Below are 26,380 nucleotides of genomic sequence, written 5' to 3'. Positions count from 1 at the left end.
GACCCTTTTCAACGCCCCGTCGTCAAGAGGGCGCAAACACGCCCATGCCGCCTAGAATGAAACCACAGTGAATCCAACGCCATCGCAGGTGATGCTGATGCGATGGATGAGAATTAACGATCTTGGTTAACGCGCTAACGCTATGGCAGCTTGCGCGCCTCGGATGTCTGATGGCGCAAATAGTCCATGACGGCAGCGCGCACCGATTGGTCGCCGCGATCGCGCGCCTCATAGATAACCTGACGCACGTCCTCCAGATTGGACCGGCGCAACAGGTTTTTGACAGGGCCAATAGACGCGGGGCGCATCGACAGGTTGGTAATCCCGATCGCCGCAAAGCAAAGCGCCTCGACCGGGCGGCCTGCGTCTTCGCCACAAAATGACAGCGGCGTGTCGGTTTCGCGACACCGCGCAACGATGCCTTCAAGGAACGTCAGAAAGCTGACGTTCAATGTATCATACCGCCGGCGCACCAATTCATTTTCACGGTCGGCCGCGAAAAAGAACTGCTTCAAATCGTTGCCACCAATGGACAAAAACTCGACTTCCTCGAAAAACTTCTTGGGCGCAAAAGCCAGCGAAGGTGTCTCGAGCATTGCGCCGACTTCAAGATGCGACGGCAGTTTGTGGCCCAGCCGCGCCTCGCGGGCCAGTGTTTTGTCCATCTCGGCACGCGCCGCCCGGTATTCTTCGAATTGCGCCACAAAGGGAAACATCACCGACAAGGGCCGCCCGTTTGCCGCACGGATCAACGCCTGCAATTGCATGCGCATGATACCGGGTTTATCCAGCCCCACCCGAATGGCGCGCCACCCCAAAGCGGGGTTCGGCTCGTCGTTGGCTTTCATATAGGGCAAAACCTTGTCCGACCCGATATCAAGGGTGCGAAACACGACGCGTTTGCCTTTGGCAGCATCTAAGACACGCGCATAAAGCGCTGATAATTCGGATCTTTTCGGCATCTTGCTGCGAACAAGAAACTGCAACTCGGTCCGGAACAGGCCAACGCCTTCGGCACCCGACCCGTCCAGCGATGGCAGATCCGCCATCAGACCCGCGTTCATCTGCAAGCCTATGATAGTCCCGCATCGTGTCTCGGCGCGTTTATCGCGGATCGAGGCATAGCGTTCCTGTGCAGCCGCCTGCATCGCGATTTTATCGCGAAACGCCGAAGCCACAGTTTCGTCTGGCCGCAAATGCACGATACCCTGTTCGCCATCCACCATAATCCGGTCGCCGTTCAGCGCATCATTGGTGATATGCGATGCATGTACGATCAACGGAATAGCCAAAGCCCGCGCCACAATCGCCGCGTGGCTGCCAACTGATCCGCCCTCCAGCACGATACCGCGCAAAGACCGCCCATATTCCAGCAACTCGGCGGGGCCAATATTGCGGGCAACCAATATCGGGTCCGAGGGCATTTCCGCCCCCGTATTCGCCCCTTGTCCGGTCAAAATACGCAGCAATCTGTTGCTAAGATCGTCCAGATCCGACAGCCGTTCGCGCAGATAGGCATCGCTTGCCTGCCCCATCCGCGAACGCGCCAGAGATTGTTCTTTTTCAACAGCAGCTTCGGCAGACAGACCGCGATCTATGTCTTCTTCCATTCGGCGCATCCAGCCTTTGGAATTGGCAAACATCCGGTACGCTTCCAGCACCTGCCGCTGGTCCTTGTCACCGCCCGCCATCGTCAACATCTGATCGACGCTGACACGCAGTTGATCAACCGCCTCGGTCAAACGTTCTTTCTCGCGTACGGGGTCATCGGCAACAGGGTTCGATACCACCACACGTGGTTCGTGCAGCCAGACATGGCCGTCTGCAACGCCCTCTTGGCCGACCGTGCCGCGCACCAGAACCGGTTGACTGTGACGCGCGGACATTGCCGCACCTTCGCCGACAAACGCGCCCAGTTCGGTCATCTCAGCCAACACCATGGCAACGACCTCAAGCCCGTATACTTCGTCAGCGGAAAATTCCCGTGCGACTTTGGATTGAACGACCAGAACGCCCAGCATTTCTCCAATGCGCTGTACCGGGATACCCAGAAAGCTCGAATAAATTTCTTCGCCTGTTTCAGGCATGAACCGGAAACCGGGGGCTTGCGGTGCGTTGGGGGTGTTCACGATCTGCTTGCGTTTCGCCACGCGCCCGACCAGACCTTCGCCCAGCTTCATCCGCGTTTCATGTACCGCGTCGGCCTTCAGACCTTCTGTAGCACACAGCTCAAGCGTATCCTGATCGCGAAACAGATATATCGAACACACTTCGCATCCCATGGACGTCGCAATCAGATGCGTGATCCTGTCCAGCCGCGCCTGACCCGCTTCGTCGCTGGCCATCGCATCGCGCAACCGCCCCAGCAGCTTGCGACTCTCTGTTTCAAACCCATCGGCCATGGTAAGTTTCTCCTCCGCAAGGCCAGCTTAGACCACAGGCCTCCACGAAATGAAACGCCTGTTGTCATAAACGCTTGTCTTCCAGCGCTTACGTCACGAAAAGGCCTGGCAGCCATAAAAGCCGCCAGTCCCCCGCCACCGACCACAAGGGTGCATAGTTTTTAGGCAGCTTTGTCCAGCTCGAACGCATCATGCAGCGCCTGAACGGCCAATTCCATGTATTTGCGGTCGATCAGCACGGAAATCTTGATCTCGGACGTGGTGATAACCTTGATGTTGATGCCCTCGTTGGACAGCACCTGAAACATCTTGGCCGCAACACCTGTATGGCTGCGCATGCCAATGCCGACCACGGAAACCTTGGCCACATCGGTGTCGGCAATCAATTCGTTGAAATTGATGGTGCCCGCAGCCTTGGCCTCGTCCATTGCTTTTTCAGCGCGCTTGGTCTGATCAACGGGGCAGGACCAGGTCATATCGGTGCGCCCTTCTTCCGAGATGTTCTGAACGATCATGTCAACGTTCACCCCACCCTCGCTGAGCGCGGTAAAGATCGCAGCGGCGATACCCGGACGGTCCGCCACAGACACAAGGGTCATCTTGGCTTCGTCACGCGAGAACGCGATCCCTGAAACGACATTGCTTTCCATGATTTCCTCCTCATCGCAGACCAGCGTCCCAGCTTCGTCTGACTGTTCCTCAAAACTGCTCAGCACGCGCAGCTTGACCTTGTAGCGCATTGCCAGCTCGACCGACCGTGTCTGCAACACCTTCGCCCCAAGTGATGCCAGCTCCAGCATCTCTTCAAATGCGATTTTGTCCAGTTTGCGGGCCTTGGCGCTGACCCGCGGATCAGTGGTGTAAACCCCGTCGACATCAGTATAAATGTCACAACGCTCGGCCTCGAACGCCGCAGCAAAGGCAACAGCGGTCGTATCAGACCCGCCACGCCCCAGCGTCGTAATCCGCCCCTCGGGGCTGACACCCTGAAAACCGGCTACAACCGCGACCTTCATGCCCTCGCCGAACTTTGACATGATGTTGGCAGGCGGGATTTCTTCGATGCGGGCCGATGAATGCGCCGCAGTCGTCTTGACCGGCACCTGCCAGCCCTGCCAACTGCGCGCAGGGATATCCATCTCTTGCAACGTCAAGGCCATCAGGCCGGCAGTAACATTCTCACCACTCGACACGACCGCGTCATATTCGCGCGCGTCATATAGCGGTGATGTCTCGTTCACCCAGCCGACCAGCTCGTTCGTCTTACCCGACATGGCCGATACGATCACAATCACATCATAGCCCTTGGATACCTCAACGCCTACGCGCTTAGCGGCGCGGCGGATACGGTCCAATGTGGCCACAGATGTGCCACCAAATTTCATCACCAGAACAGGCATAGGTCCCCCGTTGCAAAACTCCGGCGCGGTTTACGCGCAAGCGTCTGCCTTAGCAAGCCCGCGCAGGCCGATGCTGTGCATGCCGCTTCTTCTCTGGCTTATAAATATCCTGGGGTCCGGGGCAAAGCCCCGGCGCGGCGGCTGAAATCTACTGCGTCGACCGCTTCGGCCGAAACGGCAGCGCCATCAATTGCACGCCTTCTTCGGCCAGCTCTTTCGCCTGATCCAACCGCGCCTCGCCATAGATCGACCGTTCCGGTTTCTCGCCCGTATGCATGGCGCGGGCTTCCTTGACGAAATCAGCGCCAACATAATCTGATGACGCCTCGACCTTCTTGCGCAACGCTTTGATGGCTTTTTCGATCTCGCCATCGGGTTCCGACAACATTGGAACCGGCGCGTTGTCCTTGGCCTCTGGCGCGACCTCGAGCGATGTTTTTCCGGTTGATACCCGCGGTGCCATCATCCCCTTGGTAACCTGCGACGACCCGCAAACGGCGCAGCTGATATGCCCGGCTTGCGCCAGCGCATCAAATGCTGCGGCCGATTTGAACCAACTGTCAAAGCGGTGGTCTTGGTCGCATTTCAAGGTAAATTGGATCATCGTCCCGCAGCTTGCCCTTTTTGATCATTATTAACAACGAACACTTATATAAAATGGTGCGATCGCCACCAGGTTCAAGCGTCAGGCAGGCCGGGGCGCGGATCGAAATCGCGGATCATGCGGCGCAGTTCCGGTTCTCGCACCATTTTCATCGCCTTCTTGCGAGACACCCACATTCGCCGCCGCTGGCCGGCTTCTGGGTATTGCTTAGCTTTCACCTGTACCTCGACAGGATACAACATCGCGAGAACTGGCAACAACGTGTCATCGCCCATTTCTTTGGCATAGGAATAGACGCCCAGACAGCCGCCTGTAACGCGCCCACGTACGCCCGCCTCTTCCCAAGCCTCCTGCAATGCTGCGGCCTCGGGGGTCTTGGCGTGCATCGGCCAACCTTTGGGCACGATCCAGCGTTTGGATTTCCGCGATGTAATAAGCAAAAATTGCAGTTTGCCCTGTCGGATTCGATAGCAAAGCGCTGCGAATTGCGAGCGGGCTTCGCCTTTGCGGGCACCTTGCAGCGAAATTGGCAATTGTCTAATCATCTCGGTTCCGAATAAGGCGCGGTTTGTCCCCAGTTATCTAGCGTCTTGCGCCGCCTATGACCAGTGATCCCCTTGCGTGTGTAATAGGCTTCGCGGATAGTGTTGCAATGATAAAGAAACTGCTCATCGTTCTGGCGCTTTTAGGGCCAATTGCAGCGCAAGCGCAGCCTGCACAGGTGACCGTATTTGCCGCCGCCAGCCTGCGCGGCGCATTGGATCAGGTGGCCGCTGACTTTGGTGCGCCGGTCGCGCTGTCTTTTGGCGGGTCCGGCACAATGGCGCGCCAGATCGCAGCCGGTGCCCCCGCCGATGTGGTTATGCTTGCCAATCCCCTCTGGATGGGCTGGCTGGTCGAAAACGGCCCCGTGATCCAGGACACCCCGATCGATCTACTGGGCAACAGTCTGGTTCTGATCGCGCCAAAAGGCACATCAACAGTGCCCGATCCCGCGAACATAGCGGCGTTCTTGGGTGATGGCCGTCTGGCAATGGGTCAACGCGATGCCGTGCCCGCCGGAATCTACGCCGCTGAATGGTTAAAGGGCATCGGCCAGTGGGATGGCCTGCAGGCCCGTCTGGCCGAAACCGATAATGTCCGCAGCGCTTTGGCGCTGGTCGCGCGCGGTGATGCGCCGTTGGGTATTGTGTACCGCACCGATGCGTTGGCCGAACCTGACGTCCGTGTCGTCTATGACGTCCCCACCGATCTGCACAGCCCCATCACCTATCCCGCAGCCGCACTGACCCACGCAGGCACCGCCTTTCTGGCCCATCTGCAAACCCCCGAAAGCCGCGCTGTTTTTGCCAGCTATGGTTTCACCCCGGCCCGCGCCCCATGACGCCTGATGCCGCCGCATGGGACGCGTTGCGCCTGTCGCTTTGGGTGGCCGTCTGGGCGACCGTTCTGGCCATACCGCTGGCGCTGTGGGTCGCTTGGCTGCTCGCGCGGCGCGATTTTTGGGGTAAATCGCTGCTGAACGCTGCCGTGCATTTGCCGCTGGTCCTGCCCCCTGTCGTCACCGGCTATCTGCTGCTGATGGCATTCGGGCGCAACGCACCGCTTGGCCGCGCGCTCGAGTCCATCGGCCTGCAATTGGCCTTTCACTGGTCTGGCGCGGTGCTGGCGGCCATGATCATGGGTTTTCCGCTGATGGTGCGCGCCATGCGCCTTGCCATCGAAGCAGTTGATCCCAAGCTTGAAGAAGCCGCCGCATCCTTGGGGGCATCGCGGCAATCCGTCTTTGGCCGCGTGACCCTACCCCTGATCCTGCCCGGCGTTCTGGCTGGCACCGTCATGGGCTTTGCCAAGGCGATGGGCGAATTCGGGGCGACGATCACCTTTGTCGCCAACATTCCCGGTCAGACCCAAACCCTGCCCAGCGCCATCTGGTCTGCGTTGCAAATACCGGGCGGTGAGGGTCAGGCTGTCGTTATGGTCCTGATGGCCAGCGCCGTGGCCGTATCTGCGGTGCTGTTGTCGGAAATGCTGGCCCGCCGTGTTGCCGCAAGGATCGCGGGCACATGACCCTGTCGCTGTCCGTTTCGCACCGTTTCGCTGAATTCGCCCTTGATATCACGCTTGAGGCCGGGCCGGGCATCACCGCATTGTTCGGACGGTCAGGCGCAGGCAAAACCACGGTCATCAACGCGGTTGGTGGCCTGTTGCGCCCAGACGCAGGCAGGATTGCCGTCGACGGCGACGTGCTTGTCGACACCAAGCGAGGCATATTCGTCCCGCCCCACAAACGCCGCCTTGGCACAGTGTTCCAAGATGCCCGCCTGTTTCCCCACCTTAACGTCGCGCAAAATCTGATGTTCGGCGCGCGCTACGCGCCCAAGGGCAGCGAAGGGCCCGCGCTGTCCGATGTTATATCATTGCTGGGCCTTGAGGGGTTGCAAACCCGTGCGCCGGCAACCCTGTCGGGTGGTCAAAAACAGCGGGTGGCATTAGGCCGTGCCCTGCTAAGCCATCCGCGCATGTTGTTGATGGATGAACCTCTTGCCAGCCTTGATGGCCCCCGAAAGCAAGAGATCCTGCCCTTTCTCGAACGTCTGCGCGACGGCCCGCTTGGCTTGCCCATCCTCTATGTCAGTCATGCCGTGGACGAGATTGCGCGCCTTGCCGACCGGTTGGTGTTGATCCAAAACGGTCAGATCCAGGCCCAAGGTCCGCTGTTCGAGGTGATGTCGAACCCCGCTGCTGTCCCCCTGCTGGGGGTCCGCGAGGCCGGTGCCGTGATCGAGGCCGATGTGATTGCCCACGGCGCAGACGGTATTTCCACCTTGCGGATCAGCGCCGGAGAGATCGAATTGCCGGGCGTTCAGGCCCCCATCGGCGCGCGGGTGCGGCTGCGTGTTCTGGCGCAGGATGTGATCTTGTCCCTGACCCGCCCCGAGGGGTTAAGCTCGGTCAATGTGTTGCCCGTGCAAATCGAGGATATCCACCCCGGTGACGGCCCCGGTGCAGCCATCGCGCTGCGCGCAGGAACCGACAGGCTGCTGGCACGCGTCACCGCACGGGCGGTGGCCGAATTGGGACTTTCAAAAGGAACGCAGTGCTTTGCCATCCTCAAGGCTACGACCGTGGCCCCCGGTAGCATCGGACGTTAGGTTCTTGCGGATTTAGACCTTGGTGCGTTGCGGCAGCCGCTTGCGCCCGACCTTTTCGCGGAAACGGTCAATCAGGTCTTCATGCGGAACATCCGCGTCAATCGCCAGTTTGCGCAAGCCGAAATGCACATGCGCCATGTCTTCGTAATAGCTGGTATAGGCGTAATTCGTCGCGGCACCCGCAACGGCCCCCAGCACCGGCACCGCTTGCGCGGCCAGCTTTTGGCCCAACACCACGGCCAACTTTGGCGCGACCTTGGCGATCACCGCCTGCATGGCCCGACCGCTAAGCGCGATACGCGCCGACAGAAAGCCCAGATCAGCACCGTCATCGTCGGACAAGGGCCCCGCCGCTGCAAAGACCTGCACACAATCAAACTGGACGTTTTCGGCCAACGGATCAAAGCCATGTTCCACCGCAACCCCTTGGATCACCCGCAACAACAATGTCGTGGTCACCGGCAATTCGGCCAGCGCAGTGGGTAAACCACCCGCACCGCCCGCAGCCCCCATCGCGGCACTGACCGCCTGGTTCAGCCAGCTTTTCTGATCCGGCACCATGGACCGCGTCGATGTGGCGGCTTTCATCGCCTGCCCCAATGCCTTGATCGTGGCGGTTTCCAGATTGCGGCGCACGGCCCCCGGCAGTTTGTCGATCAACCCTTCGGCGCTACCGCCAATCAGGTTCAGCACATTGATGCCCACCCCGCCTGCGCCTTTATAACGGGCCGCGAGCTGGTCAAGCCGCGCGTCAACGTCCACAGTCGTGGGCAGGTCGCTTTCGATTTGCATAGGGTCTCTCCGGCTGTTCGCTTTAGATGTGGTGCTCTTGGCGTGCCGTTTCAATGCGTCCAACGCGTGACTTCACCGGCAATGCCATCCCAAGCGCCCTCAATCAATGCACGCCCCAAGACACGGGCGGGGTTGGTCGGCGGGGGCATGACGACTTGATCCAGCAGTGTGAAACCAAAGCGTTCGTAATAAGGCGCGTCGCCCACCAGCATCACCCGCGACCATCCCAAAGGAACGGCTTGGGACAGGCTGCCTTCGATCAGCAAACCGCCCAATCCTTCGCCTTGACGCGTCGGGTGCACGGCCACAGGCCCCAACAACAAAGCATCAGCCGCACCGATGTGAATGGGCCAATACCGGATTGCACCCGCAAGGATTCCGTCGGCATCCCGCGCCACATGGCTAAGCCCCGCAACCGGAGGAATGCCGTCGCGCAACCGGTAGGATGACAACGCCTCGCGGCCCGGGGCGAAACATGTGTCATAAAGTGCTTCGACTTCCCAATGGTCGGCCGCCGTCTCTGGTTTCATCTGGTACACGTGTCGCGGCCCTGTCGGCGGTTTTGAGGTAGCAAAGCCTCTAACATGACGCTAGCCATGGGTGCAAACCTTGAGGAGAGTTTGATGTTCTATCGCCCAAAAGACGGCCATTCCCTGCCACACAATCCGTTCAATGCCATCGTGACACCGCGCCCGATCGGGTGGATATCAACCCGCGATGCCCAAGGGCGTGACAATCTGGCCCCCTATTCGTTTTTCAATGGCGTAGCCTATGTACCACCGCAAGTAATGTTTGCGTCCACAGGGACCAAAGCGGATGTGGACGGCACCAAAGACAGCATGGCCAATATCCGCGAAACGGGCGTATTTTGTGTGAATGTTGTAGAATATGCCATGCGCGATGCGATGAACGCGTCTTCGGCGACGCTGCCACATGGGGCCGACGAATTTGGCCACGCCGGCATCGAAAAGGCCGAGTGCGGCGAAATCGCCTGCGCCCGCGTCGCGAATGCCCCCGCCAGCCTTGAATGCCGCATGACCCAGATGGTCAAGATCGAAGGCGAAAGCAATTATGTGGTGTTTGGCGAAGTCATCGGCGTGCACATGCGCGACGATTGCATCAAGGATGGCCGTTTTGACGTGACCACCTACCAACCGCTGTCACGGCTGGGCTATCGCGACTACGCCCGCGTGACGGACGTGTTCGAGATTATCCGCCCGGACGACTAACGCCCGGGCGGAATTTTTCAAAAATTCCGGTCCGTTTTCTTTGAAAGAAAACGGCAACGGTCGCCTAGTGACCGCCCAGAATACCCGTACGCACTTGATAGTTGGCGGCGACCTGATAATCGGGATCGTCGTCGCTATCGATCATCAGATGTCCGGCTTTCGTCAGCAAACGGTGGCAATCGCGGCTCAGGTGACGCAGCTGGACGCGTTTGCCTGCCGCTTCGTATTTGGCAGCAATGGTTTCGATCGCCTGAAGCGCGGATTGATCCGCAACGCGGCTATCGGCAAAATCCACGATCACTTCGGAAGGGTCTTGTTGCACGTCGAACAGCTCTGCGAACCCTTCGGATGACCCAAAGAACAGCGGCCCTTGCACCTGATAGACCTTGGCCCCTTCGGGCGTCGTATAGGTTTTGGCATGGATGCGCCGTGCGTTGTTCCACGCATAGGCCAGTGCCGACACGATAACCCCGACGACCACAGCCACGGCAAGGTCTTCATACACGGTCACAACCGTCACCAGCAGAATGACAAAGGCATCCATCAACGGCACTTTGCGGAGGATAGTAAGCGAGTTCCACGCGAAGGTCCCGATTACGACCATGAACATGACGCCCACCAATGCGGCCAGCGGGATCAGTTCGATGACAGACGATCCGACAAGGATGAACAGCAGCAGGAATATCGCAGCCGCAATCCCCGCAACGCGCGTCCGGCCACCTGATTTCACGTTGATCATCGACTGACCGATCATCGCACAGCCGCCCATACCACCGAAAAATCCGGTCACTGTATTCGCCACACCTTGGGCAATACATTCCTGGCTGGCGCCGCCACGGGTGTTGGTCATGTCGCTGACCAAGTTCAGGGTCAGCAGCGATTCAATCAGCCCGATGGCTGCAAGGATCACAGCATAGGGCAGGATGATGTAAAATGTCTCGAGGGTGAACGGCGCAAGTGCTGTGCCGTAAAGCCCGATGCCTTCACCGAAAGGCATGTGGAACGTTGGAAATCCGCCTTGGATAGAGGCCAGATCACCCACGCGCGGCACATCCATGCCGAACGCAATCACCACAGCGGCCACGATACCAATGCCCGCCAGCGGTGCGGGAACCAGTTTGGTGATGCGCGGCATGACCCAGATGATCGCCATGGTCGCGGCCACAAGTGCCAGCATCAGCATCAAGGGCTGGCCCGAAAGCCATTCGCCCCCGCCCATGCCGTGGCCCGTATCAACCATCGTGCCGGGCACCTTGAACTGGCCCAATTGCGCCAGAAAAATAACGATCGCAAGGCCGTTCACAAAGCCCAGCATAACGGGATGCGGCACCAACCGGATAAACTTGCCCCATTGCATAACGCCGGCAAAAATCTGGATCAGGCCCATCAAAACCACTGTGGCAAACAGGTATTCAACACCGTGTTGTGACACCAACGCCACCATGACAACCGCCAAGGCCCCCGTCGCCCCCGAAATCATCCCCGGACGGCCGCCGATCAACGCCGTGATCAACCCCACCAAAAACGCAGCATAAAGCCCGACCAACGGGTGAACCCCAGCCACAAAGGCGAAAGCCACCGCTTCGGGCACCAGAGCCAAGGCAACGGTCAGCCCCGACAGCAGTTCAATACGCAAACGCGACGGCGACAGACCCTCGCCGGGCATCCAGCGCAAATCGGTCACATCAAGGTTCTTGGTGAAACTGCGGAAAGTGGAACGCGCCATGGGGGCATCCTTCATATTGTGGGGTCGGGGTAAGGGGTAATAGACTATTTTGCGCTCACTAGAGCAAAGCACAGCAGAAGAAAAGGCAAGGCGCGTGCATAGGGGCCGCGCGGGCAGGTTTCGGGGTTTCCATCACGGTGATCCTTGATACTCTGCCCGCAGATCAATCCAAGGGCATTCCCATGACAAACACAAAAATCGCCGTCATTGGCGGATCGGGTATCTACGACATTAACGGGCTTGAAGGCGCTGAATGGCTGACCGTCGAAAGCCCCTGGGGCGCACCATCCGATGCGATCCTAACCGGGACACTGGGTGGCGTAGAAATGGCATTTCTACCGCGTCACGGGCGCGGGCATGTTCATTCACCGTCAACCGTGCCCTACCGCGCCAATATCGACGCGCTGAAACGGTTGGGCTGCACGGATGTGATCAGCGTCTCGGCCTGCGGGTCGTTCCGCGAGGAAATGGCACCGGGCGATTTCGTGATCGTGGACCAGTTTATTGACCGGACATTCGCACGGGAAAAATCATTCTTTGGCACCGGCTGTGTCGCCCATGTCAGCGTCGCGCACCCGACCTGCCCGCGCTTAAGCGATGCCTGCGAAACCGCCGCGCGGGACGCTGGCATCAACGTGCACCGCGGCGGCACCTATCTGGCGATGGAAGGGCCGCAGTTTTCGACGCTGGCCGAATCCAACATGTACCGCAACAGCTGGGGTGCCGATGTGATCGGGATGACCAACATGCCCGAAGCGAAATTGGCCCGCGAGGCCGAGCTTTGTTACGCATCCGTTGCGATGATCACCGACTATGACAGCTGGCACCCCGAGCATGGCGAAGTCGACGTGACCAAGATCATCGGGACCCTGATGGGCAATGCCGACAAAGGCCGCGCATTGGTGGCACGTTTGCCAGCACTTTTGGGGACCGAGCGGGAGGCCTGCTCGCATGGCTGTGACCGTGCGCTGGAATACGCCATCCTGACCCAACCCGAAATGCGTGACCCGACGTTGATGGCGAAGCTGGATGCGGTTGCAGGTCGGATGATTTAAGCATTAAACGATCAAGGCCCGGCTGGACCGGGTTATGAGTATTTTTAAAAGGGTGAAGACGAAGGGGGGAGCCCTTTGCGCCGCCCCTTGGGTTTTGGAGAACCAGATGAAACAGGTTCAGGACTATATTCGCACCATCGTTGATTTCCCCCATGAGGGGATCATGTTCCGCGACGTGACCACGCTTTTTGCCGATCCGCGCGGGTTTCGCATGGCGATTGATCAGATGCTGCACCCCTATGCAGGGATAGCAATTGATAAGGTTGTTGGCCTTGAGGCGCGTGGGTTTATCCTGGGTGGCGCGATTGCGCACCAGTTGTCGGTCGGTTTTGTGCCGATCCGCAAGGCGGGCAAGTTACCAGGCAAGACCATCTCGCAGGACTATGTTTTGGAATATGGTGAGGCCACGGTTGAAATCCATGACGATGCGATCCAGCCGGGCGAACGGGTTTTGATCGTGGATGATCTGCTGGCCACAGGTGGCACTGCCGAGGCCGGGATCAAGCTGATCGAAAAGCTGGGCGGCAAGATTGTGTCATGCGCGTTTATCATTGACCTGCCCGAGCTTGGCGGGCGCAAGCGTCTGGAAGCGATGGGCATGGATGTTCATGCGCTTTGTGCTTTTGACGGTATGTAGCAGGTTTGGGGGCGCTGCCCCCCGTCCCTTCGGGCCTTCCCCCGGGATATTTCAGAGCCAGAGAATGCGGGTTAGCTTGGTGCGGGGACGATTGCGCCGGGGTTCATGATGCCATTCGGATCGAGCGCTGCTTTTATTGCATGGATCGCGGATAGTTTGGCCGGATCGCTGTAGCGTTCGAGGTCTTTGACCTTGAGCCTGCCGATACCGTGTTCGGCGCTGACCGACCCGCCCAATTCATGGGTCAGATCGTGGATTGCCGTTTTGATTTTTTCGCGTTCGTTTTCATGATCCGTGCGGGATTTTTCGATCACGGGGAAGATGTTGTAGTGCAGGTTTCCGTCGCCGACATGGCCGAAGCAGTTGATGCGGAAATCACCCAGGGCTGCGATTTTTTCACCGGCTTTGATAATGAACTCGGGGATGGCACCCAGCGGCACAGAAATATCATGGCTTGAGATCGAGCCCACTTTGCGGTTCGCGTGGGGGATCATCTCGCGGATCGCCCAGAAGTCATCCGATTGCTGCTGGCTTTGCGCGATCAGCCCGTCTGTGACCAGATCGGCCTCCATCGCGCGCTCAAACAGGGTTTCGAGCGATGTGGCCGGGTCAAGATCACCGCTAAGGCCGAGTTCGATCAACACGCACCAGTCTGGTGGCGTATCGAAAGGCTGGCGCACTTCGGGCATTGTTTCGGCAAGGAAATCAAAGCCCATCTTGTTCACTATTTCAAAGGCGCTGACCATTTCGCCCAGTTGATCACGGGCCATGGACAGCAGTTTCAGGGCAGCGGCGGGCGATTGCACCACCAGCAGCGCCGTTCCTGATTTGGCCGGACGCGCAAATAGCTTGAGGGCCGCAGCCGTGATCACGCCCAGCGTGCCTTCGGCCCCGATCAGCAGGTGGCGCAGGTCATAGCCGGTGTTGTTTTTACGCAGCCGCGTCAGACCGTTCCAGATTTGCCCGTCGGGCAAGACGGCTTCGAGGCCCAGACACAGATCGCGGGCATTGCCATAGCGCAGAACCCCCGTGCCCCCCGCATTCGTGGCAAGGTTACCGCCGATGCGGGCCGACCCTTGGGCCGCGAGCGACAGGGGGAACAGACGGTTCACGTTTTCCGCCGCATCCTGAACATCGGACAGGATCACCCCCGCCTCGGCCACCAGCACGTTTTCATCCGGGTAGACCGCGCGCACTTTATTCATCCGCTCAAGCGACAGGATCAGCGGGGTCGGGCCGTTTTCCGCGACCTGCCCCCCGACCAGCCCGGTGCCGCCGCCATAGGGGATCACGCCCACACGCGCGGCGTTTGCATGGCGGATCAGGGTAGAGACCTCTTGCACATTGCGGGGCAGCGCGAGGATCGCGGATTGTCCGGCATAAAGCCCGCGTGGTTCTTCCAGATACCGTGGTTCGACGGGGCGAAACACATCGGAGGAAAGATCGGCACGCAAGGCGGCCTCGAAAGCGGGATCGGCGGGGTTCAGTTTCATGGTGCATTGATCGCGCCGCCGCGGAAAACTTGCAAGCCGCTTAATTGTCGCTGCGCAAATATTGCGGGCGCAGCACCATGATCGTGGGCCGTGACGGCAGCCGGTCGCGCGACACTTGTAACGATGGTCCCTCGACGTGGATCACGGTGAAGTCGTCGGACATCGCGGTCAGGAAGTCACCCAAGCCGAAATCGGAAAACCAGTGCATGGGGATCACAATCGACGATTTCAGACGTTTGAGGATGCGGATCATGGTGGGCAGATCAAGGGTATAGCCGCCATCCACCGGGGCCATAACGACATCAAGCCGCCCGATGGCCGCATATTGCGCGGCGCCGGGTTCATGATGCAAATGCCCAAGATGACCGATACACAGGCCTGCCATCTCGAATATGAAGATCGAATTGCCGTTTTCCTCGCCCCCTGCGAATTGCGACCGGATATCGGTTGAGACATTGCGGATCAGGGCCTCTCCCAAATCCAACGCGTGATCGACACCTTGGCCAAATTCGCCCCAGCCGGGCAAGATATGCGGGATGGCAGGATCGGGGAATTGGGTGAAATGGCTTTCATGGGCACGGTTCATGGTGACCACGTCAGGGATGATCGGCAGCGTGCCTGTGAAGCCGGTGAAATCCGTCACCATGTTCAGCCCGCCATGGCTGCGGATCAAGAAACTGGCATGGGCGATGTAATGCAGATGGACCGTTTCAGCCGCGACATCGGGCATGCTGGCAAGGGTCAGGTATTCCAGCCCCGGGGTCGCATCTGCCAAAGCGATGCAGTGGCTGGGCGTGCGGGTTTCTATCTGCGCTTGGGCCACGGGGGCCAGCAGCGACAGGGCGAGTATCAAACGAAACAACATGGGCGGACCTCCTTTGATCTAAAAAGGATACCGCAATTATACTGTCTGTCGTTAGGTATTATAGTGCAGGGCTATGGTGATGTAGGGGCAGATCACAACGGCTACCAGAGCTCCGCTTTTTGCAATGCTGCCACACAGACTGACGGGCCGACCAACGGCCAATTGTTCTTGGGCGACAGCGGTTGCCCCAGCCACCCGAAAGGCATGCTGAGCCCCATCGGGGGGCTTGCCATATCTGCGCTGATCGGTTGAAAGCTGGTTTTGATATAGTAGTTCGGATCGCCGTAGGTGAGGACAAAATCAACATCCCTTTGGCGCAAATTTTCCAGCCCCCGCGCTATCAATTTCTGCCCGATGCCGATATTTTGATGCTCGGTTTTTACGGCCACCGGTGCCATGAGGAACACCGCCCGCCCGTCCTCATCAAAGCGTAGGCGGGAAAAGAACACGCAGCCGATCACTTTGCTATTCTCCAACGCCGCCCACATAATCACGTCATCGCGCGGTGTGCTCTGCATCAGGTCGCGGGCGAGTTGACCCACCAATCTGCCTTCCTCGACACTATCGGACACCGTAAAACTATCCGTGCAAAGCCGCGTTATCTCGGCTTCCCGGCCTGCAAAGTCTGATGTGAACTCTGGCTTCATTTGATCACCTCTAGTGCAGGATCGGCGGCTTGCTGGGGTCAGATCCCGGTGCTTCCATCCGGGGGGTGTTTTGCAGGGGTTCCATTTGGGGCAGATCGAAACGCAACCCGACCTTGGACAGTTTATCAACCGTCGGGTCAGATGCCTCGAAAAATCCGACGTCCATGGCACCTGCTTCGATTCCCGAAAAGGTCAGCGCCTCTGAGGCGGCACGCACCAGCGCGTCTTGGGCGCGGGGGATCGCACCCACAAACCCCAGCAAATGCCCGCGACTTCCACCCTCGTATTCGACGCCCACCAGCCACGCACCCGCAGCCATACCGGTGGCGGTGGCCAGCTTGGCATCGATCGCGGCGATCAGAGTTTCGGGCAGACCTTTGGGCGGGATGACGCGCGTGATCTTGGCCTCGACCTGCCCGGGCGTATGGGCCAGCGTATCGCGCAGCCACGCCACTGCGCTGTCGGGCAGCAAAATGGCCGACGGTGCGACATTCATGTTAACGGCCATGCCAAGCGGCTGGCCGTCCAGCATGCCCGCAATCGCCCGACCCGACAGCGCCACATAAGGGGCCGCGTGGCCCACATAAGCGGCCAGCCGTTCGATGCGATCAAAAACCAGGACATAGGCATCTTGCAGCAACACCGGGCTGACCTGATCATCGGCGGGCTCATCCTCGAGCAGCATGAACAGTTCCACATCGGCCATGCGTTCATAGAAACGCAAACGCGCGGCATCGTTTCCATCATCCGCCATCATGGCGGCATGTGCGGTGTCCAGTGGTGTTGGGTCAGTCATGCATCACATCCCTTACAGCTTTGCGCAGCCGAGGAAGCACGTCTTCCTCGAACCACGGATTTTTCTTGAGCCAACCGGTATTGCGCCAAGACGGATGAGGCAAGGCAAAGACGCCCGGCGGATGGCTGCGCCAATCGGCAACAGCTTGGGTCACGGTGGTAAACCCCGGCAGATGATAGCGCATGGCATGCCCGCCGATCAGCACCGTCAACCGGACGTCAGGCACCGTTGCCAAGGCCCCTGCCCGCCATGTTTTCGCACAAATCGGCGGGGGCGGCAGATCGCTGCCTTTGGCGTCATACCCCGGAAAGCAGAATGCCATCGGAATGATCGCGACGCGGTTGCGGTCGTAAAATGCGTCTTCGTCCAGCCCCAACCAGTCGCGCAGGCGTTTGCCTGACGCATCCCAGAACGGCGTGTTCGCGACGTGCACGCGCACCCCCGGGGCCTGCGACGCGATCAGCAAACGGGCACCCGGCTGGAACCAAACCACCGGATTGGGGCGATGCGCCGTTGCCGTCTGGGCAAAGCGGTCGGCACATAAGGTACAGGCGCGCAAATCTGGTCTGATGTCGGTCATACACCCGAAATAACAGCGCAAACGCAGGTTTCAATCAGGCGAGGCGGATTCATTTCGAGATTTGTCGAAACGACCTTGACGCGGGCCGCCAGTTCGATATTTCTAGAAACATGAAAGTATTACCACCCCCGCTGTCCGACCTCACCCTTGCCGCGGCACGTTTTGCGGCCCTTGGGTCCGAGCAACGTTTGCAAGTGCTGCGCACCCTTGTGCGCGCCGGACCAAAGGGGCTGACGATTGGCACGCTTGGCGAAAGATCGGCCATCACCGGATCAACGCTTACCCATCATGTAAAACTGCTGGTCGCGGCCGGTTTGGTGCACCAGCAAAAGCAGGGGCGCAATATCATCTGTGCCGCTGTCGCCCATGCGGCGATCAACGAGATGTCGCAGTTTCTATTGACCGAATGCTGCGCTGACGCCGATGCACCCTGCCCCGACCATCCCCACCTTTAGAAAGCGCCCTATGTCCCACGCTCATCATCACCACGTTGACCCCGATGCGGGCGACGGCAAAATTGCCGCAGCGGTTGCGATCAACCTTGGCCTGACCTTGGCGCAGATTGTCGGGGGTCTGGTTTCGGGCAGTCTGTCCCTGATTGCCGATGCCTTGCATAACTTTAGCGATGCCATCTCGCTGATCATTGCCTTTGGGGCCCGCAAGATCGCGCGCCTTCCGGCCAATGCCGATATGACATTTGGCTATGGCCGGATCGAGGCAGTGGCGGCCCTGATCAACTATACCACATTGATCGTGATCGGGCTGTATCTGGCCTATGAGGCCGTCATGCGCTTTGCCGCGCCTGAACCGGTTACGGGCTGGATTATCGTTGCTGTGGCTGGGTTTGCCCTGCTGGTCGATCTGGGTACGGCGGCGCTGACCTATCGCGCGTCGAAATCCAGCGTGAACATCCGCGCTGCGTTTTTGCATAATGTGGCCGATGCGCTTGGGTCTGTCGCGGTTATCATCGCGGGGACGCTTGTACTGCTGTTCGGCTGGACATGGGTTGACCCGCTGGTGACCCTGATGATCGCGGGCTACATTCTGTGGCAGTCTGCGACGGAACTGCCCAAAGTAGCGCGGATTTTGATGCTCGCGCGCCCTGAAGGCATCGAAACCGAAGATGTCATTGCCGCGATGCGCGCGGTGCCTGGCGTCATTGATGTGCACCATGTTCACCTGTGGATCATGCAAGAGCATGGCAACGCGCTGGACGCGCATATCGTGGCAGCCGCTGGCACCGACGCGGGGGCGTTGCGACGGGCCATAAAATCGCACGTGCTGGACGCGTTCGATCTGCATCATACAACGCTAGAGCTTGAGACCGAAACCGACCGGTGTATCGATCCATTAACGATCGGCCACTAATCCGAAATCAGCTGGGGTGCCCCGAATGCGGGGCATCGCAAAGAACACCACGACCGCATGCCCGAAATGTGAACGCCGCGAACCCAAACCTGCGGCGCATATGGGGGCAGTCTGGGTTGTACATCTGTTTCAGGATGCGACATAATATGGTCTAAATCATCCTATAGGTGACGGCTATACCTCCGGCCCAAAAGGAGGAGCCAACGTATTATGGCGCAACCGGAGCAGTCATGCTGGAATTCGACAATGTATCCAAGTCCTTTTGGACGGGCACACAGCACAAGGTCATTCTGGACCATGTGTCGTTCCGTGTGGAATTGGGTAATTCGTTGGGTATCCTGGCACCAAACGGCACCGGCAAATCGACCCTGATCAACATGATGGCAGGGCTGGAAAAAGCCGACGAAGGCGAGATCCGGCGCGGCTGTAATATCAGCTTTCCGCTTGGCTTTATGGGCGGCGTTGTCAGCAAAGTCTCCGCGATGGAGAACGCCCGCTATATTGCGCGGCTGTACGGGCTGGACCCTGATTATGTCGAAAGCTTTTGCCGCTGGCTGTGCGGGTTAGGCGAATATTTCGATCAGCCGGTTGGCACATATTCCGCCGGTATGCGCGGGCGGTTTTCCTTTGCGCTTTTGCTGGCGCTGGATTTCGATATCTATCTGATCGACGAAGGCATGCCGAGCACAACAGATGTTGAGTTTAACCGCAAAGCAGGCGAAATCTTGAAAGAGCGGTTGCGCACGACAACCATTATTATCGTATCACACCAGGCCGAGACGCTTGAGCAATATGCGCGCTCCGCTGGCGTGTTACTGGGCGGAAAGCTTCACTTATTCGACACGCTGGAAGAGGCTAAGCAGGTTTATGACTACGAAACCCAAAGCTAGAAAATTTCGCATCAAGCGTAGCACTCCGTCTGCTGTAACGCCCAGCAAAGCCGCGCCTTCAGGTGACGCCGCCGACGCGCCAGTTGACCGCCGTCGCCCCGCAGCGGCGGAACCTGCCCAACGACCAGCCCGCCCACAACCCGCGCCAGAGCAGGCATCGGCCACACCTGAAGCCGTTAGTCAGGCCATGCGGCGGCCAGCGACACCGCCCGGCACACCGCCATCCACGCCACCCGCGACGCCACCAGAAACCCCACCACGCAGCGGAGAGGTTTCCTCCACGACCGAAGTAAAAGGCGAGCAAGATATCGACGCGATCCGCCGCGAAGGCCTGACAGGCCGACAATTGCGGATGGCGCGCCGCGTTGCCCAGAAACACGGGCTGGCCCCGACCTCTGATTTCGACGCCGTGCGCTTGCTGCGCGATGCTGGTATTGACCCCTTCCAACGGTCCAACATGCTAGAACTGGTGGTACCGCAAGCGGGCGGTGCCCCCGGCAACGACCGGGTGCAGTTGCCGCAAACCGTGCCCGCAGGCGGCGGCAACCTGCCATCGACCGAAGTTAATCCGATGGAACGTCGGATGCGTGAAATATCCGACATTCAGGCCGACATCAGCCGCCGCCGCCGCCGTAAAATGATGCTGCTTGTGGTGCGTCTGATGTTTTTCGTCGGCCTGCCCACGATCATGGGCGGTTACTATTTCTACAACGTCGCCACCCCCATGTACGCCACAGAAAGCCAGTTCCTGATCATCCAGAACGAAGGCGGCGGCGGGCTTGGCCCCTTGGGTGGCTTGCTGCCCACGCAATTTGCCAACTCGGCCGACAGTATCGCCACCCAAAGCTATCTGCAGTCCAAGGACGCGATGCTGCGCCTCGACAAGGATGTCGGGTTTGTGTCGCATTTCTCGCAGGGTAATATTGACCCGATCCAACGCATGGACCCCGATGCCTCGAACGAAGAGGCGTATAAGTTTTATAAAAAGAACGTCAAAATCGGCTATGATCCGACCGAGGGCATGATCCGCATGGAAGTGGTCGCCGCCGACCCCCAAGTCGCGGCTGTGTATTCCGAGCATCTGCTGACCTACGCCGAAGAACGCGTGAACGGTCTGTCCCAGCAAAAACGCGAAGACGGGATGCGCGATGCGCGCGCCGCCTACGAGCAAACCGTCGACCAGCGCCGCGCCGCGCAAGAGGCGCTGATCAAGCTACAAGTCGAAAACGGCGTGGACCCCGAGGCGGTGATCGCGTCGATCCGCGGGCAGATCAGCAGCTATGAAACGCTGTTGCTGGAAAAAGAGCTTGAGCTGGCGGCCCTGATGGACAACCCGCGCCCCAATCGGGCCAAGGTGGACGGTGTTCAGGGCGACGTGCGCCGTATTGGCGTGCAGCTTGAGCGGCTGAACGAGCGGATGAACAATGCAACCGAGGGCACCAATTCACTGGCGCAACAAGCCGTGAGTTTGCAACTGGCCCAGGCGGACCTTGCTGCGGCGGATATGGCGTTGCAATCGTCGCAAACGCAGATGGAACAGGCCCGCACCGAAGCACAACGTCAGGTCCGCTATCTGACAATTGCCGTGCGCCCTGTCGCGTCGCAATCGGCCTCTTATCCGCGCAAGTTCGAGAACACAATTTTGACATTCCTGATCTTTGCGGGCATCTACCTCATGCTGTCGCTGACGGCGTCGATCCTTAAGGAACAGGTAACAAAATGATCCAAGTCACTGTGGGTAATGTCGTGATCGGGAATGATCGCCCGTTGACCGTAATCGCCGGCCCCTGCCAGTTGGAAAGCGAAACGCACGCCCAGATGATCGCTGGCCAGATGAAAGAAGCCTGTGATGCAGCCGGTGCGCAGTTTGTGTTCAAGGCCAGCTATGACAAGGCCAACCGTACATCGCTAAGCGGTAAACGCGGTCTGGGCATCGAAGAAGGGTTGCGCGTGCTGCAATCGGTTGGCAAATCCATTGGCGTACCGGTTCTGACCGATGTCCACACCGAAGCGCAATGCGCCATCGCCGCCGAAGCCGTCGACATCCTGCAAATCCCCGCCTTTTTGTGCCGCCAGACAGATATGCTGCTGGCCGCAGGCAACACCGGCAAGGTCGTGAACGTCAAGAAGGGTCAGTTTTTGGCCCCGTGGGAAATGCCAAATATCGTGACCAAGATCGAATCGACGGGCAACAAACGCATCATGCTGACCGAACGTGGCACGTCTTTTGGCTATAACACTTTGGTGGCGGACATGCGCAGCCTGCCCCAGATGGCAGCGACCGGATACCCCGTGGTGATGGACGCGACCCATTCGGTGCAACAACCCGGTGGCATGGGCGGATCCAGCGGCGGGCAACGTCAGTTTGCACCCGTCATGGCCCGTGCGGCTGTCGCGATTGGTGTGGGTGCGGTATTCATCGAAACCCACGAAGATCCGGATAATGCGCCCTCGGACGGCCCGAACATGATTTATCTGGATAAGATGCCCGCGCTGATCGCATCGCTGATGAAGTTTGATGCGCTGGCCAAGGCCGACCCGATAGAAATCTAAACTTTCGCGGGCTTTTGTGCCGCTTGGCCAAAGCCCGCGATCAACGCCGCGTCCTTGACGCCCGGTGCCGTTTCCACACCCGATGACACATCAACCTGACGCGCGCCGGTCATCCGCACGGCCTCGGCCACGTTATCGGGTGTCAGGCCCCCTGCCAGCATCCACGGCTTTGGCCATTTCCGCCCAGCGATCAAACGCCAGTCAAACGCCAAACCATTCCCGCCCGGCAGGTCAGCCCCCTTGGGCGGCTTTGCATCAACCAAAATCTGGTCTGCCACGGGCATATATAAATCCAGCTGCGCCAGATCATCCGCATCCGCGACCCCCACGGCCTTCATCACCGGCAGGCCATAGCGCGCTTTGACTTCGCGCACGCGGGCCGGTGTCTCGGTTCCATGCAGCTGCAACATATCGATCGGCACAACGGCCAGCAGGGCATCCAGAAAAGCGTCATCTGCATTCACGGTTAGCGCCACCTTGCAAATGCCGTCAGGCACCTCAAGCGCAAGTACGGTGGCTTCTTCAATGCTGACGTTGCGGGGGGATTTTGGGAAAAAGACAAACCCGACATAGCGGGCATTCGCCGCCACAGCCGCCGCAATATCTGCGGCGCTGCGCAGGCCGCAAAACTTTACATGCACTTTTGTCGACATTGGATTTCCTTGGGCCGCCAGTAAGCGTCAGATAATCAGCTAGCGCGATCCAACAAGGCCAGAACGTCGTCTTGGCCTTCGTATTTCTCGCCCTTAAGGCGCGCAACCTCACGCTCAAGACGGCGCATTTCGCGGGCCTGACGCGCGGCTTCGGCGCGTTGGTTGTATTCGCGGATCCATTCCCAGACGAACCCAACCAACAGACCTGCAACGATGCTGCCCAAAATCACAATGAACAGCGGCACGTTCAATTCCGGGTCTATCGCGAAAAAGCCCGACACCTCAGTTGGCAACAGCCTGAGCGACACCATCGACCGGTTGGCCAGGGCGACAGCGATCAATGCCAAAGCAAAGATCGCAATGCAAAGGTAGCGGACATAACGCATTTAGGAATTCCCGTTCAGACGATCACGAAGCAACTTGCCGGTCTTGAAGAACGGCACGTGCTTGTCTTCTACATGAACTGTTTCCCCTGTGCGAGGGTTTCGGCCAACACGGGCATCACGTTTCTTGACAGAAAACGCGCCAAATCCGCGCAGCTCAACACGATCCCCTTGGGCCATCGCACCGGTGATCTCTTCAAAAATGGTATTCACGATTCTTTCGACATCACGTTGGTAAAGATGTGGATTGTCATCTGCGATTTTCTGAATCAGTTCCGACCGGATCATGTAAACTTCTCCCCCGTGGTGCATTTTTGTTATTCTTCTGACTATACCAACTCAAACGCATTCGTGAAGTCACACAAATCAACCATTCGCGCATTTCACGGCGCGAACCCGCTGATTTATGGTCATTTTTTCACCACAATCGCCCTCCAGAGGCCTAAAGCCCGTCCTTGGCCACCTGACCACCAACACAGGGTTGACCCGATTCGCATAAAAAAGGGCCCCGCAATCTGCATTGCGAGGCCCCATAATTTTGTGAATTAAGCGCTTAGGCTTATTCGTCGCCCTTAAGAGCGGCACCAAGGATATCACCCAAGGATGCGCCGGAGTCAGAGGAGCCATACTGCTCGACTGCTTCTTTCTCTTCTGCGATTTCACGTGCCTTGATCGAAACGCCCAAACGGTGCGCTTTGGTGTCGACGTTGGTGATGCGAACATCAACCTTGTCACCAACCGAGAAACGCTCGGGGCGCTGTTCGGCACGGTCACGCGACAGATCGGAGCGACGGATGAAGGCTTTCATGCCTTCATATTCGACTTCGATGCCACCGTCTTCGATGGAGGTCACAGTCACAGTTACAACGGAACCGCGCTTAACGCCGCCCACTGCTTCTGCAAACTTGTCGCCGCCAACACCTTTGATCGAGAGGCTGATGCGCTCTTTCTCAACGTCGACTTCGGACACAACGGCCTGAACCATGTCGCCCTTGCGATAGTTCTGGATGGCGTCTTCGCCACGTTCGTCCCATGACAGGTCGGACAGGTGAACCATGCCGTCGATGTCGCCTGGCAGGCCAACAAACAGACCGAATTCGGTGATGTTTTTGACTTCGCCTTCGACTTCGGTGCCTTCAGGGTGTGTTTCTGCAAACACTTCCCATGGGTTGCGCATGGTCTGCTTGAGACCAAGGGAAACGCGGCGCTTGGCACCATCGATTTCCAGAACCATGACTTCGACTTCTTGCGAAGTAGACACGATCTTGCCTGGGTGTACGTTTTTCTTGGTCCAAGACATCTCGGACACGTGCACCAGACCTTCAACGCCGGGCTCAAGCTCAACAAATGCACCGTAATCGGTGATGTTGGTCACGCGGCCAGTGTGAACCGATTCCAGTGGGTACTTGCCAGCAACCAGATCCCATGGATCTTCTTGCAATTGCTTCATGCCCAAGGAGATGCGGTGCGTCTCTTTGTTGATCTTGATGACTTGAACCTTGATGGTCTCGCCGATTGTCAAGATCTCGGATGGGTGGTTCACACGGCGCCATGCCATGTCTGTGACGTGCAGCAAGCCGTCAACGCCGCCCAGATCAACGAACGCACCGTATTCGGTGATGTTCTTGACCACGCCGTCAACTTCCTGGCCTTCGGTCAGGTTGCCGATAACTTCGGCACGCTGTTCGGCACGGGATTCTTCGAGGATCGCACGACGCGATACAACGATGTTACCACGGCGACGGTCCATTTTCAGAACCTGGAACGGCTGCTTCAGACCCATCAATGGGCCGGCATCGCGCACGGGGCGCACGTCAACTTGCGAACCGGGAAGGAACGCAACAGCGCCGCCCAGATCAACAGTAAAGCCACCTTTAACGCGGCCAAAGATTGCGCCTTCAACGCGCTCTTCTGCAGCATAGGCTTTTTCAAGACGGTCCCAAGCTTCCTCACGGCGCGCCATCTCGCGAGAGATAACAGCTTCGCCACGGGAGTTTTCGACCTGACGAAGGAACACTTCGACTTCGTCGCCGACCGCAACTTTGGGAGCTTCGCCTGGCTCGGCAAATTCTTTCAGCTCGACGCGGCCTTCCATTTTGTAGCCTACGTCGATGATGGCTTGGCCCGCTTCAATCGCGATTACCTTGCCTTTGACAACAGAGCCCTCTTCGGGCGTGTCCATTTCAAAGCTTTCTTCCAAAAGTGCTTCGAAGTCTTCCATTGAGTTCATAGCCATGTAGCTTGATTTTCCTTTAGCATTTGGTTTCTGGCCGCGCGGTTGTCTCCGCCGGTCTGTGGTTAAAATTGTCGTCCACGATGGGTTCCGTACGCAAAGCAAAGAGGGCCGGATAAAACCGACCCTGCCTGATATATTGCGCCCGAAACGTGTATCCGCCCCTTAGACAGTCGCGCGTATAGGCGTGTTTAAGGCGAATGGCAAGGGTGGTTAGGCGTCACGATCACACGTGAGAGAGAAGCCTTTTACCTCTCTTGACCAAGATCGGAGCGTTACATTGAAATGACAAAAAAGGCACGGCGCAAGACCGATGTCTCATTTTGCCCCCGACGATTACCCTATCATCCCTGAAAAACGAAAAAGCCTCCAGAATTAACTTGGAGGCACGTAAGGGCAGTACTTTGGTAAAAAAGGAAGACCTCTGCGCCCAGCTATGGGCACAGAGATACTGGCTTAAGCCTCGGTCGGGCCGCCCGCGTCTTTCCAGCCGGCAAAGCCGCCGATGTTGGTCACATTAGAATAACCCATGTCGTGCAGGGTCTTGCCGGACAGAGCCGCCTGCCCGCCTGCACCACAGATCAAATAAATCTCGGCGTCCTTTTGGAAAATCGGATTGTACAGTGTCTCGACCTTTGGGTCGGCACGAAATTCGATCATGCCGCGGGGGATGCGGTGTGCGCCCTTGATGGTGCCGCTGTTCGCAATATCCGAGGAATCGCGAACGTCGATGAACACGCCTTTGCCTTCGGCGTGTTTGGCGATCGCATCTTTGGCATCCATTTTCGAGACAACTGCGTTGGCAGCGTCAAGGTAATCTTGTGCGGTTTTCATTGGGATGGTCCTTGTATGATTAATGCGGACTGCCGCGTTTAGGGATATCGCGGCGTTCATTGTAAGAACGCACCGGGTTCTCATA

The 26,380-nt window shown here is 58.5% G+C and carries 28 protein-coding genes; 11 read left to right on the top strand and 17 right to left on the bottom strand.

Features of this window, described 5'->3' with window-relative positions:
* Positions 1-140: 140 nt before the first annotated feature.
* The 4 genes from ptsP to KZZ06_RS09110 all read right to left on the bottom strand — a co-directional run bounded on the left by ptsP (position 141) and on the right by KZZ06_RS09110 (position 4,951).
* Positions 141-2,402, bottom strand: a complete 2,262-nt coding sequence (ptsP, locus tag KZZ06_RS09125) for a phosphoenolpyruvate--protein phosphotransferase (RefSeq protein ID WP_219579716.1) — start codon at positions 2,400-2,402, stop codon at positions 141-143.
* Positions 2,403-2,563: 161 nt separating this feature from the next.
* Positions 2,564-3,802, bottom strand: a complete 1,239-nt coding sequence (locus tag KZZ06_RS09120) for an aspartate kinase (protein ID WP_219579715.1) — start codon at positions 3,800-3,802, stop codon at positions 2,564-2,566.
* A 148-nt stretch (positions 3,803-3,950) separates the two neighbouring features.
* Positions 3,951-4,406: a DUF1178 family protein gene (locus tag KZZ06_RS09115; RefSeq protein WP_219579714.1), complete on the bottom strand. Its 456-nt coding sequence runs from the start codon at positions 4,404-4,406 to the stop codon at positions 3,951-3,953.
* 74 nt (positions 4,407-4,480) lie between these two features.
* Positions 4,481-4,951, bottom strand: coding sequence for an NUDIX hydrolase (locus KZZ06_RS09110; RefSeq protein WP_219579713.1), 471 nt, complete (start codon positions 4,949-4,951; stop codon positions 4,481-4,483).
* A 107-nt stretch (positions 4,952-5,058) separates the two neighbouring features.
* On the opposite strand from KZZ06_RS09110, the gene modA reads away from it, so the two are divergent.
* Genes modA through modC form a run of 3 tightly spaced genes read left to right on the top strand, consistent with a single transcriptional unit; the run spans position 5,059 to position 7,561 of the window.
* Positions 5,059-5,790 carry a molybdate ABC transporter substrate-binding protein gene (gene modA / locus KZZ06_RS09105; RefSeq protein ID WP_219579712.1) on the top strand — a complete coding sequence of 244 codons (732 nt, stop codon included), beginning with the start codon at positions 5,059-5,061 and terminating at the stop codon, positions 5,788-5,790.
* Positions 5,787-6,476 carry a molybdate ABC transporter permease subunit gene (gene modB / locus KZZ06_RS09100; RefSeq protein WP_219579711.1) on the top strand — a complete coding sequence of 230 codons (690 nt, stop codon included), beginning with the start codon at positions 5,787-5,789 and terminating at the stop codon, positions 6,474-6,476. The genes modA and modB overlap by 4 nt, the downstream gene beginning before the upstream one ends.
* Positions 6,473-7,561 carry a molybdenum ABC transporter ATP-binding protein gene (modC, locus tag KZZ06_RS09095; protein ID WP_219579710.1) on the top strand — a complete coding sequence of 363 codons (1,089 nt, stop codon included), beginning with the start codon at positions 6,473-6,475 and terminating at the stop codon, positions 7,559-7,561. The genes modB and modC overlap by 4 nt, the downstream gene beginning before the upstream one ends.
* A gap of 12 nt (positions 7,562-7,573) precedes the next feature.
* Here modC and KZZ06_RS09090 read toward each other — a convergent pair whose 3' ends face one another.
* The gene (locus KZZ06_RS09090; RefSeq protein ID WP_219579709.1) at positions 7,574-8,353 is read right to left on the bottom strand and encodes an EcsC family protein; all 780 of its coding nucleotides are present in this window, start codon (positions 8,351-8,353) and stop codon (positions 7,574-7,576) included.
* Between the two features lie 50 nt (positions 8,354-8,403).
* Complete coding sequence (locus tag KZZ06_RS09085; protein WP_219579708.1) at positions 8,404-8,883, bottom strand: GNAT family N-acetyltransferase; 480 nt, start codon at positions 8,881-8,883, stop codon at positions 8,404-8,406.
* A gap of 93 nt (positions 8,884-8,976) precedes the next feature.
* Between KZZ06_RS09085 and KZZ06_RS09080 the strand changes: the two genes are divergently transcribed.
* Positions 8,977-9,582, top strand: coding sequence for a flavin reductase family protein (locus tag KZZ06_RS09080; RefSeq protein ID WP_219579707.1), 606 nt, complete (start codon positions 8,977-8,979; stop codon positions 9,580-9,582).
* 64 nt (positions 9,583-9,646) lie between these two features.
* Here the strand turns inward: KZZ06_RS09080 and KZZ06_RS09075 are convergent, their stop codons facing one another.
* Positions 9,647-11,308, bottom strand: coding sequence for a SulP family inorganic anion transporter (locus tag KZZ06_RS09075; protein WP_219579706.1), 1,662 nt, complete (start codon positions 11,306-11,308; stop codon positions 9,647-9,649).
* Between the two features lie 182 nt (positions 11,309-11,490).
* Here KZZ06_RS09075 and KZZ06_RS09070 point away from each other — a divergent pair, with 182 nt between their 5' ends.
* Positions 11,491-12,363, top strand: a complete 873-nt coding sequence (locus KZZ06_RS09070; protein ID WP_219579705.1) for an S-methyl-5'-thioadenosine phosphorylase — start codon at positions 11,491-11,493, stop codon at positions 12,361-12,363.
* A 106-nt stretch (positions 12,364-12,469) separates the two neighbouring features.
* On the top strand, positions 12,470-13,000 hold the full coding sequence (locus tag KZZ06_RS09065) for an adenine phosphoribosyltransferase (protein WP_219579704.1): 531 nt from the start codon (positions 12,470-12,472) through the stop codon (positions 12,998-13,000).
* A 71-nt stretch (positions 13,001-13,071) separates the two neighbouring features.
* Here the strand turns inward: KZZ06_RS09065 and KZZ06_RS09060 are convergent, their stop codons facing one another.
* The 5 genes from KZZ06_RS09060 to KZZ06_RS09040 all read right to left on the bottom strand — a co-directional run bounded on the left by KZZ06_RS09060 (position 13,072) and on the right by KZZ06_RS09040 (position 17,381).
* Complete coding sequence (locus KZZ06_RS09060; protein ID WP_219579703.1) at positions 13,072-14,493, bottom strand: FAD-binding oxidoreductase; 1,422 nt, start codon at positions 14,491-14,493, stop codon at positions 13,072-13,074.
* Between the two features lie 40 nt (positions 14,494-14,533).
* Positions 14,534-15,358: an MBL fold metallo-hydrolase gene (locus KZZ06_RS09055; protein ID WP_219579702.1), complete on the bottom strand. Its 825-nt coding sequence runs from the start codon at positions 15,356-15,358 to the stop codon at positions 14,534-14,536.
* Between the two features lie 101 nt (positions 15,359-15,459).
* On the bottom strand, positions 15,460-16,005 hold the full coding sequence (locus KZZ06_RS09050) for a GNAT family N-acetyltransferase (protein ID WP_219579701.1): 546 nt from the start codon (positions 16,003-16,005) through the stop codon (positions 15,460-15,462).
* 10 nt (positions 16,006-16,015) lie between these two features.
* A complete protein-coding gene (locus KZZ06_RS09045) occupies positions 16,016-16,801 on the bottom strand; it encodes an SseB family protein (protein ID WP_219579700.1) in 786 nt (261 codons plus the stop codon).
* Complete coding sequence (locus tag KZZ06_RS09040) at positions 16,794-17,381, bottom strand: uracil-DNA glycosylase family protein (protein ID WP_219579699.1); 588 nt, start codon at positions 17,379-17,381, stop codon at positions 16,794-16,796. The genes KZZ06_RS09045 and KZZ06_RS09040 overlap by 8 nt, the downstream gene beginning before the upstream one ends.
* A gap of 110 nt (positions 17,382-17,491) precedes the next feature.
* Between KZZ06_RS09040 and KZZ06_RS09035 the strand changes: the two genes are divergently transcribed.
* The 5 genes from KZZ06_RS09035 (at position 17,492) to kdsA (ending at position 22,192) form a co-directional block, all read left to right on the top strand.
* Positions 17,492-17,836 carry a helix-turn-helix transcriptional regulator gene (locus KZZ06_RS09035; protein ID WP_219579698.1) on the top strand — a complete coding sequence of 115 codons (345 nt, stop codon included), beginning with the start codon at positions 17,492-17,494 and terminating at the stop codon, positions 17,834-17,836.
* A gap of 10 nt (positions 17,837-17,846) precedes the next feature.
* Entirely contained in the window at positions 17,847-18,749 is a 903-nt protein-coding gene (locus KZZ06_RS09030; RefSeq protein ID WP_219579697.1) for a cation diffusion facilitator family transporter, read from the top strand.
* Between the two features lie 230 nt (positions 18,750-18,979).
* Positions 18,980-19,639 carry an ABC transporter ATP-binding protein gene (locus KZZ06_RS09025; RefSeq protein ID WP_219579696.1) on the top strand — a complete coding sequence of 220 codons (660 nt, stop codon included), beginning with the start codon at positions 18,980-18,982 and terminating at the stop codon, positions 19,637-19,639.
* Positions 19,617-21,362 carry a capsule biosynthesis protein gene (locus KZZ06_RS09020; RefSeq protein WP_219579695.1) on the top strand — a complete coding sequence of 582 codons (1,746 nt, stop codon included), beginning with the start codon at positions 19,617-19,619 and terminating at the stop codon, positions 21,360-21,362. Before KZZ06_RS09025 ends, KZZ06_RS09020 begins: the two co-directional genes overlap by 23 nt.
* Positions 21,359-22,192 (top strand): 3-deoxy-8-phosphooctulonate synthase, encoded by an 834-nt coding sequence (gene kdsA / locus KZZ06_RS09015; protein WP_219579694.1) that lies wholly within the window; start codon positions 21,359-21,361, stop codon positions 22,190-22,192. The genes KZZ06_RS09020 and kdsA overlap by 4 nt, the downstream gene beginning before the upstream one ends.
* On the opposite strand, the gene KZZ06_RS09010 is transcribed toward kdsA, so the two are convergent.
* From KZZ06_RS09010 to KZZ06_RS08990, 5 genes are all read right to left on the bottom strand, one after another.
* On the bottom strand, positions 22,189-22,845 hold the full coding sequence (locus tag KZZ06_RS09010) for a phosphoribosylanthranilate isomerase (RefSeq protein WP_219579693.1): 657 nt from the start codon (positions 22,843-22,845) through the stop codon (positions 22,189-22,191). The genes kdsA and KZZ06_RS09010 overlap by 4 nt on opposite strands.
* A gap of 35 nt (positions 22,846-22,880) precedes the next feature.
* Positions 22,881-23,231: a LapA family protein gene (locus KZZ06_RS09005; RefSeq protein WP_219579692.1), complete on the bottom strand. Its 351-nt coding sequence runs from the start codon at positions 23,229-23,231 to the stop codon at positions 22,881-22,883.
* Complete coding sequence (gene ihfB, locus KZZ06_RS09000; protein WP_176249680.1) at positions 23,232-23,516, bottom strand: integration host factor subunit beta; 285 nt, start codon at positions 23,514-23,516, stop codon at positions 23,232-23,234.
* 271 nt (positions 23,517-23,787) lie between these two features.
* Positions 23,788-25,464, bottom strand: coding sequence for a 30S ribosomal protein S1 (rpsA, locus tag KZZ06_RS08995; RefSeq protein WP_257884268.1), 1,677 nt, complete (start codon positions 25,462-25,464; stop codon positions 23,788-23,790).
* 453 nt (positions 25,465-25,917) lie between these two features.
* On the bottom strand, positions 25,918-26,295 hold the full coding sequence (locus KZZ06_RS08990; RefSeq protein WP_219579691.1) for a rhodanese-like domain-containing protein: 378 nt from the start codon (positions 26,293-26,295) through the stop codon (positions 25,918-25,920).
* Positions 26,296-26,380: the final 85 nt, after the last annotated feature.

This window comes from Sulfitobacter sp. CW3 (assembly GCF_019392245.1).
Taxonomy (GTDB): domain Bacteria; phylum Pseudomonadota; class Alphaproteobacteria; order Rhodobacterales; family Rhodobacteraceae; genus Sulfitobacter.
This window is presented reverse-complemented; position numbering and strand designations above follow the sequence as displayed.